The sequence below is a fragment of the Salinivibrio sp. MA427 genome (genome assembly GCF_001996115.1).
GTDB lineage: Bacteria > Pseudomonadota > Gammaproteobacteria > Enterobacterales > Vibrionaceae > Salinivibrio > Salinivibrio costicola.
Window position 1 is genome coordinate 1 of the sequence record NZ_MUFH01000056.1, and the last position, 11,639, is coordinate 11,639.

General features: G+C 50.2%; 9 protein-coding genes and 2 tRNA genes. All 11 read left to right on the plus strand.

What is annotated here, in order from left to right; all coding sequences use genetic code 11:
• Window positions 1–19: 19 nt before the first annotated feature.
• Window positions 20–1,969 carry an ATP-dependent zinc metalloprotease FtsH gene (gene ftsH, locus BZG79_RS06095; RefSeq protein ID WP_077773972.1) on the plus strand — a complete coding sequence of 650 codons (1,950 nt, stop codon included), beginning with the start codon at window positions 20–22 and terminating at the stop codon, window positions 1,967–1,969.
• A gap of 62 nt (window positions 1,970–2,031) precedes the next feature.
• On the plus strand, window positions 2,032–2,877 hold the full coding sequence (gene folP / locus BZG79_RS06100) for a dihydropteroate synthase (protein ID WP_077461717.1): 846 nt from the start codon (window positions 2,032–2,034) through the stop codon (window positions 2,875–2,877).
• A gap of 5 nt (window positions 2,878–2,882) precedes the next feature.
• Window positions 2,883–4,220, plus strand: coding sequence for a phosphoglucosamine mutase (gene glmM / locus BZG79_RS06105; RefSeq protein ID WP_021023288.1), 1,338 nt, complete (start codon window positions 2,883–2,885; stop codon window positions 4,218–4,220).
• Between the two features lie 176 nt (window positions 4,221–4,396).
• The gene (gene secG, locus BZG79_RS06110; RefSeq protein WP_077773971.1) at window positions 4,397–4,735 is read left to right on the plus strand and encodes a preprotein translocase subunit SecG; all 339 of its coding nucleotides are present in this window, start codon (window positions 4,397–4,399) and stop codon (window positions 4,733–4,735) included.
• A gap of 7 nt (window positions 4,736–4,742) precedes the next feature.
• Window positions 4,743–4,829 (plus strand) — tRNA-Leu (locus tag BZG79_RS06115).
• A 64-nt stretch (window positions 4,830–4,893) separates the two neighbouring features.
• A tRNA-Met gene (locus BZG79_RS06120) sits at window positions 4,894–4,970 on the plus strand.
• 378 nt (window positions 4,971–5,348) lie between these two features.
• Window positions 5,349–5,804, plus strand: coding sequence for a ribosome maturation factor RimP (gene rimP, locus BZG79_RS06125; RefSeq protein WP_021023286.1), 456 nt, complete (start codon window positions 5,349–5,351; stop codon window positions 5,802–5,804).
• A 21-nt stretch (window positions 5,805–5,825) separates the two neighbouring features.
• Window positions 5,826–7,313 (plus strand): transcription termination factor NusA, encoded by a 1,488-nt coding sequence (gene nusA / locus BZG79_RS06130; RefSeq protein WP_077461715.1) that lies wholly within the window; start codon window positions 5,826–5,828, stop codon window positions 7,311–7,313.
• A gap of 21 nt (window positions 7,314–7,334) precedes the next feature.
• The gene (gene infB / locus BZG79_RS06135; RefSeq protein ID WP_077661330.1) at window positions 7,335–10,052 is read left to right on the plus strand and encodes a translation initiation factor IF-2; all 2,718 of its coding nucleotides are present in this window, start codon (window positions 7,335–7,337) and stop codon (window positions 10,050–10,052) included.
• Between the two features lie 87 nt (window positions 10,053–10,139).
• Window positions 10,140–10,532: a 30S ribosome-binding factor RbfA gene (gene rbfA / locus BZG79_RS06140; RefSeq protein ID WP_077461713.1), complete on the plus strand. Its 393-nt coding sequence runs from the start codon at window positions 10,140–10,142 to the stop codon at window positions 10,530–10,532.
• Window positions 10,533–10,535: 3 nt separating this feature from the next.
• Window positions 10,536–11,492, plus strand: a complete 957-nt coding sequence (gene truB, locus BZG79_RS06145; protein WP_077461712.1) for a tRNA pseudouridine(55) synthase TruB — start codon at window positions 10,536–10,538, stop codon at window positions 11,490–11,492.
• Window positions 11,493–11,639: the final 147 nt, after the last annotated feature.

Here is an 11,639-nt window from a genome sequence, read left to right on the forward strand (position 1 = left end):
GGCTAACACCTTGAGTGACATGGCAAAAAACTTGATTCTGTGGCTGGTTATCGCCGTTGTCTTAATGTCTGTGTTCCAAAGTTTTGGACCAGGTGACAGCGCCGGTCGTCAAGTCGACTATACCTCTTTCGTACGCGAAATCGGCAACGATCAAATACAGGAAGTAAAATTTGACGATCGCGAGCTGGGTGTCACTCGACGTGACGGCTCGAATTATGTCACCTACATGCCTGTTATGAACGATCCAAAGTTGTTAGATGACTTGCTTAACAAAAATGTCAGTGTCAAAGGGACACCACCAGAAGAGCCGAGCATGTTGGCGTCTATCTTTATCTCGTGGTTCCCTATGCTGTTGCTTATCGGGGTATGGATATTCTTCATGCGTCAGATGCAAGGCGGGGGCGGCAAAGGCGCTATGTCATTTGGTAAATCAAAAGCCAAAATGATGAGCGAAGAGCAGGTCAAAACATCGTTCACCGATGTCGCTGGTTGTGACGAAGCAAAAGAAGACGTCAAAGAGCTGGTGGATTACCTGCGTGATCCAAGCCGATTCCAAAAACTGGGCGGTAAAATTCCAACCGGTGTATTGATGGTGGGGCCTCCGGGTACGGGTAAAACCTTGCTGGCGAAGGCCATTGCAGGCGAAGCGAAAGTGCCTTTCTTCACCATTTCCGGCTCTGATTTCGTCGAAATGTTCGTGGGTGTCGGTGCATCACGTGTCCGTGATATGTTTGAGCAAGCCAAGAAAGCGGCGCCGTGTATTATCTTTATCGATGAGATCGATGCGGTGGGTCGTCAACGTGGCGCTGGCTTAGGCGGCGGTCACGATGAGCGTGAACAAACCCTTAACCAAATGCTGGTCGAAATGGACGGCTTTGAAGGGAACGAAGGGGTGATTGTTATCGCCGCGACGAACCGTCCTGATGTCTTGGATCCTGCTTTATTACGTCCGGGGCGTTTTGACCGCCAAGTCGTGGTGAGCTTGCCTGATGTCCGCGGCCGTGAGCATATTCTAAAAGTGCACATGCGCAAAGTCCCCCTCGGCAATGATGTCGATGCATCGCTTATTGCACGTGGTACCCCAGGGTTCTCAGGGGCCGATTTAGCTAACTTGGTCAACGAGGCGGCATTATTCTCGGCTCGCGGTAACAAGCGTGTGGTCTCCATGGTCGAGTTTGAACTGGCTAAAGACAAAATCATGATGGGTGCAGAGCGCCGTTCGATGGTGATGTCAGAAGAAATCAAAGAGTCGACTGCCTATCACGAAGCAGGCCATGCCATTGTTGGACGTTTAGTGCCGGAACATGATCCTGTCTACAAAGTCTCGATCATCCCACGTGGACGCGCTTTGGGTGTGACCATGTACCTGCCTGAGCAAGACCGCATCAGCATGTCGCGTCAGCACCTGAACTCGATGATCTCAAGCCTTTATGGCGGTCGTTTAGCCGAAGAGCTGATTTACGGAAAAGACAAAGTCTCGACCGGGGCATCCAATGACATTGAACGCGCAACAGAAATTGCTCGTAAAATGGTCACGCAGTGGGGCTTTTCAGAGAAACTAGGTCCATTGCTCTATGCGGAAGAGGAAGGCGAAGTTTTCCTTGGCCGTTCAATGGCACAGACCAAGCATATTTCGGACGAAACGGCGCGCTTGATTGATGGAGAAATCCGTCAAATCATTGACAGTAACTACGACCGTGCAAAACAAATCTTGGCAGACAATCTCGATATCATGCATTCGATGAAAGATGCGTTGATGAAATACGAGACCATCGATGCGGCACAAATCGATGACTTGATGGCCCGTCGTGATGTTCGCGAGCCTGCAGGTTGGGAAGGCGGTGACGGGGGGTCTTCATCGGATGACACGCCCAAAAAACCGGATGAATCAGCGACGAAAGCATCTGATGAACAATCAGATGATAAAAAACAAAAGCCGTTAGATTCAGAAAACCAATCTGAAGCGTAAACCAACAGTAATACAAACCCCGATACGTCGGGGTTTTTTTGATCGTGCTTGGAAGTAAACGCATGGAAATAACACACCAGAATAAAACCCTGTCYCTTGATAGCCCCGTCGTTATGGGGATCCTCAATGTCACGCCGGATTCCTTCTCTGATGGCGGATTGTTTCAACAACAAAGCAAAGCCGTTGAGCGGGCACGACAGATGCTGGCTGATGGCGCGACGATTATCGATATTGGGGGCGAGTCGACCCGTCCTGGTGCCGCTGATGTGGCAGAGCAAGACGAAATTAATCGTGTTGTGCCAGTGATAAAAGCTATCCGCGAGCGATCGGATTGTTGGATCTCGATTGATACCAGCAAAGCTGCGGTCATGCGCGCCGCTGTCGAAGCTGGCGCGAACCTGATTAATGATGTTCGCGCGCTCAGAGAGCCTGGCGCATTGACTGCCGCTGCCGATCTCCAGGTACCTGTGTGCATCATGCACATGCAGGGCCAGCCTAGAACCATGCAAGCGGCACCCGACTACACGGATGTTATCCAAGACGTAATACAATTTCTAAACCAGCGAATAGATGCTTGCCTGGATGCTGGTGTTATCAGGCAAAATATCATTTTGGATCCGGGCTATGGGTTTGGTAAAACCTTGGCACACAACTATCAGTTGCTCGCACAATTAGATCATTTCCATCACTTTGGTTTGCCGATCTTGGCGGGGATGTCGCGCAAATCTATGATTTACAAAGCGCTAGATAAAACACCTCACGACGTGCTAGGTGGCAGCATCGCTTGTGCCACATTAGCGGCAGTGAAAGGCGCACAGATTATCCGTGTTCACGATGTTAAAGAGACGGCCGATGCGCTCAAGGTCGTGGCGTTGACGATGCAAGAAAATGAAGCACCAGGAGAATAAAAACAATGGCAGAACGTAAATACTTTGGCACAGATGGTGTGCGCGGTAAGGTGGGCGAATTTCCGATCACCCCAGAGTTTATGCTCAAACTAGGTTGGGCCGCCGGGCGCGTCTTGTCGCAACAAGGCACCCGCAAAGTGCTGATTGGTAAAGATACTCGAATATCGGGCTACATGCTTGAGTCTGCACTCGAATCAGGCTTATCCGCAGCAGGCTTAGAAGCCGCCTTCACTGGCCCTATGCCAACGCCGGCGATTGCGTATCTGACTCAAACGTTTCGCGCTGAAGCAGGGATCGTTATTTCTGCCTCACATAACCCGCATTACGACAACGGCATTAAATTCTTCTCCTCCGAGGGCACCAAACTTCCCGATGATGTTGAGCTTGCGATTGAAGCGGAACTCGAAAAAACACTGACTTGTGTCGAATCTGCCGAATTGGGCAAAGCAAGCCGCATCAACGATGCGGCCGGACGTTACATCGAATTCTGTAAAGGCACCTTCCCCAGTGCGTTAAGCCTGAGTGGCTTAAAAATTATCCTTGATTGCGCCCATGGTGCGACGTATCACATTGCCCCCTCTGTTTTTCGTGAATTAGGGGCAGACGTGCTGACCATTGGCTGTGCGCCAAACGGGACCAATATCAATGATGAAGTGGGGGCTACCGATGTACGCGCGCTGCAGCAACGCGTGTTGGAAGAAAAAGCAGACCTTGGGGTAGCCTTTGATGGTGACGGTGATCGTGTGATCATGGTTGATCATCTTGGCAATAAAATTGATGGCGACCAAATTGCCTACATCATCGCGCGCGAAAGTTTACGCCGTGGTGAGCTGAAAGGCGGCGTGGTTGGCACTTTGATGACCAACATGGGCATGGAGTTGGCATTACAATCGCTCGGGATCCCATTCGCACGTGCCAAAGTGGGTGATCGCTATGTGATGGAGCTACTCCAAGAAAAAGGCTGGCGAATTGGTGCGGAAAATTCAGGCCATGTGATTGTCTTGGATAAAGTCACCACCGGAGACGGCATTGTGGCGGCATTGCAGGTACTGGCTAGTGTTGCCGCCACGGGAATGGATTTAAAAGCGTTAAGCGATGGCATGACGTTATTGCCACAAGTACTAGAAAACGTGCGCTTTAGTGGCAGTGTCGACCCACTCCAAAGTGAGCCCGTACTGGCTGCCAAAGCCGCAGTGGAAAATAAACTGGGTGAGCAGGGGCGCGTGTTGCTGCGCAAATCAGGCACTGAGCCTTTGATTCGGGTGATGGTCGAAGGACCGGATGCCGATAACGTGAACGCCTACGCACTCGAAATCGCAGAGGCGGTGAAGGCGAACTGTTAATAATAAAGGGCGGGTGGTCATAGATTGCGCAAACGACGTCGAAATCAAGGTTTTTTGTAAATTTCTCTTGTTTCATCACCGCGCTTTCGCTAGTATTCACCCGCTCCCAACAAAGGGGGCTGCGCTGGCTGAGAAGTAACACTGCCGGCTCAACAACCTGGAGCATAGGTGGAACCATGTACGAAATGCTACTTGTGATTTATCTGTTGGCCGCAATCGGTGTAATTGGCCTGGTTCTGGTTCAGCAAGGTAAAGGCGCAGATATGGGAGCCTCATTCGGGGCTGGGGCATCAAACACCGTGTTTGGCTCTGGCGGCTCTGGAAATTTTTTAACCCGAATGACAACCGGTTTTGCAATCGCGTTCTTCGCACTGAGTCTTGTGCTCGGTAACTTGACAGCGCATGAAACTAAAGCAAAAAGCGGTTTTGAAGATTTAAGCGAGCCTGCTACACAACAGCAAGCTGCGCCAAAAGAGGATGAAATCCCTGTTGATAACAGTGAGATCCCTCAGTAAAAATTGAGCCGAGGTGGTGGAATTGGTAGACACGCTATCTTGAGGGGGTAGTGCCTTTATAGGCGTGCGGGTTCAAGTCCCGCTCTCGGCACCAAGTTCACAAAGGGCAATCACTTGCACCTTTGTTGTAAAAAGCGATATAATTATCGCGAATCGGACGCGGGATGGAGCAGTTTGGTAGCTCGTCGGGCTCATAACCCGAAGGTCGGCGGTTCAAATCCGTCTCCCGCAACCAATTTTAGGTTGGTGAAGCGATAAAAATCGCATCGCGCAACCAATTTTAAGTTTGTTGTTTAAATAACGGCTAAACTGAATAACGCGTCAGCGTTTGTTGTCAAAGCCACGCTGACCGGGCTAGCCACGTGCTAGCCTTTTTGCCCTCGGGGCAGCACGAAGCGGACCAATAAGCCTTTGTGTAGAGAGTTACTCTCTCGTTATTGTTGCGATGATTCCGACACCAGCAATAACGGCTATGCTAACGACTTATGTTGATGGCATAGCATCAGGGTCCAGTTACATTAAACCCCGATTTTCGGGGTTTTTTGTTATCTGAAGAAGACCATTCGGATAGTAACTGGGCTTTTAAGCCCTTTTTTTATTTCTGGGGTTTGGAATGACAGGATTAGAGAAACAACTGGCTGAACTTTTAACCGCGCCTGTTGAGGCGTTGGATTATGAGTTGGTTGGGCTTGAATTTGTTCGAGCTGGCCAGCATTCAACACTGCGTATCTTTATTGACCATGAAAATGGTATCACGGTGGACGATTGTGCCGATGTGAGCCGTCAAGTGAGCGCGGTAATGGATGTGGAAGACCCAATCACAGTGGCGTACAACCTAGAGGTGTCATCTCCAGGTGTTGATCGTCCACTGTTCACCGCTGATCACTATCAGCAATTCATCGGGCATGAAGTGAACATCGTGCTGAAAATGGCTATGCAAAACCGCCGTAAGTGGAAAGGCGAAATCCTTTCTGTCGATGGCGATACCATCACGGTTCGCGTGGACGGCCAAGATGAGGCGTTTGCCTTGAGTAACATCGCCAAAGCAAACCTGGTTCCTTCATTTTAAGAGTAAATGAGGCATTAGTAGATGAATAAAGAAATCTTGGCTGTTGTCGAAGCGGTCTCAAACGAAAAAGCCGTTCCACGAGAGCGTATTTTCGAAGCACTGGAAACCGCGCTGGCAACGGCAACCAAAAAGAAGTACGAGGCCGAAATCGATGTGCGTGTCGCCATTGATCGCAAATCCGGTGAATTCGACACCTTCCGTCGTTGGCTTGTCGTCGATGAAGTCACCCAGCCAACGCGTGAAATCACGTTGGAAGCGGCCCAATATGATGATGAAACCCTCGAACTAGGCGGGTTTGTAGAAGATCAAATTGAATCGGTTGTCTTCGACCGCATTACCACCCAAACCGCTAAGCAAGTGATCGTACAAAAAGTGCGTGAAGCTGAGCGTGCACAAGTGGTTGAGCAGTTCATGGACAACGAAGGTGAGCTTGTCACCGGTGTGGTCAAAAAAGTCAATCGCGATGTTATCATTGTCGACTTAGGAAACAACGCGGAAGCGGTTATCCAACGTGATGATCAACTCCCTCGTGAAAACTTCCGTCCTGGCGACCGAGTACGTGGTCTGTTGTATGCTGTGCGTCCAGAAGCGCGAGGCTTCCAATTGTTCATGACGCGCTCCAAGCCAGAAATGCTCAGTGAGCTATTCCGCATCGAAGTGCCAGAAATTGGCGAAGAGATGATTGAGCTGATGGGCGCTGCCCGCGATCCTGCTTCACGCGCTAAAATTGCCGTGAAAACCAACGACAAACGTATCGATCCCGTCGGTGCGTGTGTGGGGATGCGTGGTGCACGTGTACAAGCGGTATCAACTGAACTGGGTGGCGAGCGTATTGATATCGTGCTTTGGGACGATAATCCTGCCCAATTTGTGATCAATGCCATGGCGCCTGCAGACGTCGCCTCTATCATCGTCGATGAAGATACCCACTCCATGGATATTGCCGTCGAGGCTGATAACCTAGCGCAAGCGATTGGGCGTAACGGACAAAACGTGCGTTTGGCCTCTCAACTGACCGGTTGGGAACTGAACGTGATGACGGTTGAAGACCTCCAGAAAAAACACCAAGAAGAAGCACAAGCTTCGTTAGAGCTGTTTGTTAAATATCTCGATATTGACGAAGACTTTGCACAAACCTTGGTGGAAGAAGGTTTCACCACCCTTGAAGAAGTGGCCTATGTGCCAACCAGCGAAATGCTCGAAATTGACGGCTTAGACGAAGATACTGTCGACATTTTGCGCGCACGTGCGAAAGAAGCGTTGACCACCATCGCGCTCGCACAAGAAGAATCGCTGGGAGACGCTGAACCTGCCGAAGATCTGCTGGCATTAGACAGCCTTTCTCGTGAGATGGCCTTTAAACTGGCCGCGAAAGGCGTGAAGACGCTGGAAGATCTTGCTGATCAAGGCACTGACGATCTGTTAGATATTGATGGATTGGACGAAACCAGTGCAGGCGAGCTTATTATGGCAGCGCGTAATATCTGCTGGTTCAGCGACGAAGCGTAAAGACGGCAAAGGAGGAGCAGAATGTCAGAGGTTACAGTACATACACTGGCGAAGGAAATTGATACGCCGGTTGATCGTCTGCTGAAGCAGTTTAAAGAAGCTGGTATGCAAAAATCGGCGGACGATCAGGTAAGCCAAGATGAAAAACAAGCTTTGTTGACGCATTTAAAGCGTGAGCATGGTGACAACGGCAATGCTCCGACGCGTCTGACGCTTCAGCGCAAGAAACGTAGCACACTGAGCGTGTCAGGGGCTGGCGGAAAAAACAAAGATGTCCAAGTTGAAGTGCGTAAAAAGCGCACTTATGTGAAGCGTAGCGAGCTTGAAGACCAAAAGTCAGCGCAAGAAGCGGAAGAGCAAGCCCAACGCGAAGCCGAAGAAAAAGCGCGTCTAGAAGCGGAAGAGCAAGCAAAACGCGAAGCAGAAGAGAAAGCGAAACGTGAGGCCGAAGAAAAAGCCAAGCGTGAAGCACAAGAGAAAGCCAAACGCGAAGCTGAAGAAAAAGCTAAGCGTGAAGCCAAGCCGCAAGCGCAACCAAAATCTGAGCAGCCTGAAGACGACGCAGCGGATACTGCTGCCACTCGTGCTGCTGATGCGCAAGCGAAGAAAGAAGCTGATGAACTTAAGCGTCGCCAGGAAGAGGAAGCCAAGCGTAAAGCTGAAGAAGAAAGTCAGCGGCAGTTAGAAGAGGCACGCAAAATGGCAGAAGCAAATCAAGAGCGCTGGTCAGATCAAGACAAAGCGCTAAGTACCATGGAGGCGGCTGACCACCATACGGTTACCTCCGAATATGCCCGCGAAGCGGAAGACGAAGCGGATCGCCGCGAAGAAACGGCCGCGCCGCGTCGTAAGAAAAAGAAAAAAGCCACTGCAACAGAAGACAAAAACCCCCGAGGCCGTCGTGGCAAAGGTGGTAAAGGCAAAGGCCGTATGGCTAAGCCGTCTTCGATGCAGCATGGCTTTAAAAAACCTGCCCAGAAAGTAAACCGCGAAGTTGAGATCGGTGAAACCATTACGGTTGCTGAGCTCGCGAATAAAATGGCGGTGAAAGGTGCAGAAGTCATTAAAACCATGATGAAAATGGGTGCAATGGCGACCATTAACCAGGTGATTGACCAAGAAACCGCACAGCTTGTCGCGGAAGAAATGGGTCACAAAGTTATCCTGCGCAGAGAGAATGAGCTGGAAGAGGCCGTACTCTCTGATCGTGATAACGATGCACCTATGGCACCGCGTGCACCGGTTGTTACTATCATGGGTCACGTTGACCACGGTAAGACATCCTTGCTCGACTACATCCGTAAAGCACACGTTGCAACGGGTGAAGCTGGCGGTATTACTCAGCATATCGGTGCGTACCATGTACAAACTGATAACGGCATGATCACCTTCCTGGATACGCCAGGACACGCAGCGTTTACCGCGATGCGTGCACGTGGTGCGGGTGCGACGGATATCGTTGTGTTGGTGGTTGCGGCCGATGATGGTGTGATGCCACAAACCAAAGAAGCGATTCAACACGCCAAAGCCGCGGGTGTACCTTTGATTGTTGCCGTCAACAAGATGGACAAAGAAGGTGCTAACCCTGACAGCGTCAAGAATGAGCTCGCGCAGTATGATGTTATCCCAGAAGAGTGGGGCGGTGAGAACATCTTTGTTCACGTCTCTGCGAAACAGGGTGAAAACATTGATACCTTGCTCGAGTCCATCTTGTTGCAATCAGAAGTCCTTGAGCTGAAAGCGGTTGAGAAAGGCATGGCGCGTGGCGTTGTGGTTGAATCTCGTCTGGATAAAGGCCGTGGTCCTGTTGCGACTGTCTTGGTTCAAGAAGGTACCTTGAATAAAGGCGATATTGTACTTTGTGGCCTTGAATACGGTCGTGTTCGTGCGATGCGTGATGAGAACGGCCAAGACATCGAACATGCTGGTCCATCCATTCCGGTTGAGATCTTAGGTCTGTCAGGTGTCCCTGCCGCCGGTGATGAAGCTACGGTTGTACGTGACGAGAAGAAAGCCCGTGAAGTGGCACTTTATCGTCAAGGTAAATTCCGTGATGTGAAACTGGCGCGTCAGCAAAAAGCCAAACTGGAAAACATGTTCTCGAACATGGAAGAAGGTGAAGTCTCTGAGCTCAACATCGTTCTGAAAGCCGATGTACAAGGTTCGATTGAGGCAATTGCCGATTCACTGGTTAAACTGTCAACTGACGAAGTCAAAGTGAAGATTGTTGGTTCCGGCGTGGGCGGTATTACTGAAACCGACGCGGTACTGGCAGCGGCATCGAACGCGATCATTTGTGGCTTTAACGTGCGTGCCGATGCGACCGCACGTAAGACTATCGAGAATGAAAGCTTAGATCTTCGCTACTATTCTGTTATCTACACCATGATTGATGAAGTGAAACAAGCGATGAGCGGTATGCTTGCGCCTGAGTTCAAACAAGAAATCATTGGTTTGGCAGAAGTTCGCGATGTCTTTAAGTCACCAAAACTGGGCGCAATTGCCGGGTGTCAGGTGTCTGAAGGCTTGATTAAGCGTAACAACCCAATTCGTGTTCTGCGTGATAACGTGGTTATCTACGAAGGGGAGCTGGAATCACTGCGTCGCTTTAAAGATGATGTGAACGAAGTGAAGAAAGGCTACGAGTGTGGTATTGGCGTGAAGAACTACAATGATGTTCGCGTTGGTGACCAAATCGAAGTCTTTGAAACGGTTGAAATTCAGCGCTCAATTGACTAATTAAGCGTTTAAAAACAGCCAGGTCGTTTGGATACACCGTGGGGGGAGGCGCATGCGCTTACCCCCATTTTGTTGAGAGAAAAGAAAATGGGTAAAGATTTTAGCCGGACGGACCGCGTCGCCCATCAGTTGCAAAAAGAAATTGCACTGATCTTGCAGCGTGAAGTGAAAGATCCACGTATCGGTATGGTGACCGTCTCTGACGTCCAAATCTCGCGTGACCTTGCTTACGCCAAAGTCTTCGTCACCTTTTTAACCGTTGACGAACAAGCACCAACCGAGAGCCTAAAGGCACTCAATGAAGCGAGCGGATACATTCGCTCATTGGTCGGTAAGGCAATTCGTTTACGTATCACGCCGGAACTGACTTTTGTATTTGATGAGTCGCTGACTGAAGGTATTCGTATCTCGAACCTGGTGAGCAAAGCGGTGCGCAGTGATAATGAGCGCCGTGATGATGATGACAAAGGTGAGGAATAAAAGATGGCGCGTCGTCAACGTCGTCGAGGTCGCCCCGTTGATGGGATTATCCTACTCGATAAACCCACGGGCATAACCTCTAATGATGCTCTGCAGAAAGTAAAACGTATCTTTTTTGCCGAGAAAGCAGGACACACTGGAGCCTTGGATCCGCTTGCAACGGGCATGTTGCCAATTTGCCTAGGTGAAGCGACCAAGTTCTCTCAGTTTTTGCTGGATGCCGACAAACGTTATCGGGTGGTGGCAAAATTGGGTCAGCGCACCAATACCTCAGACGCCGATGGTGAAGTGGTAGAAACCCGCGATGTAAAAGTCAATTTAGGATTGCTGGAGCGCTGTATTGCTAAGTTCCGCGGTGAAACCCAGCAGATCCCATCGATGTTCTCCGCGCTCAAATATCAAGGTAAGCCTTTGTATGAATATGCGCGTCAAGGCATTGAAGTACCGCGTGAAGCGCGTACGATTCATGTTCATCAAATTGAATTGTTGCGCTTTGAAGGTGATGAGATTGAGATGGAAGTCCACTGTTCTAAAGGCACTTACATTCGAACCATCGTCGATGATCTTGGGGAAATGCTAGGCTGTGGTGCCCACGTCACCGCACTGCGTCGCACGGGTGTTTCTGGCTATCCGACGCGCCAGATGGTGACATTAGAGCAGCTCGAAAGCTTGTTGAATGAAGCCAGAGAACAAGAGATCCAACCTAAGCAGTTGCTGGATCCTTTGTTACTCCCACTTGATACCGCGGTACAAGACTTGCGAGAAATCAACTTGTTGCCGGTAATGGCCAGCTATGCCTTACAAGGCCAAGCGGTACAGGTGCCGAATGCACCTACCAGTGGCTTTGTTCGCYTAACCGCGGGCGAGGAACGTCACTTTATTGGTGTTGGTGAAATTGACGCCGATGGCTTGGTGGCGCCACGTCGTTTGGTGGCCAGTCGCCAGCCGGAAGCAGGCTAAAAAACACGCTGCCATTTGCGCGTGTTTAACGGAAAAAGCGGCGTGGATAGATTGCTACCTTAGACGAAAGTCAGTAGAATACGCGCCTTCGGGCACCGGCTGAATCAGAGATTGGCTGGTGCATGATAATCACACACTCTTATTAGG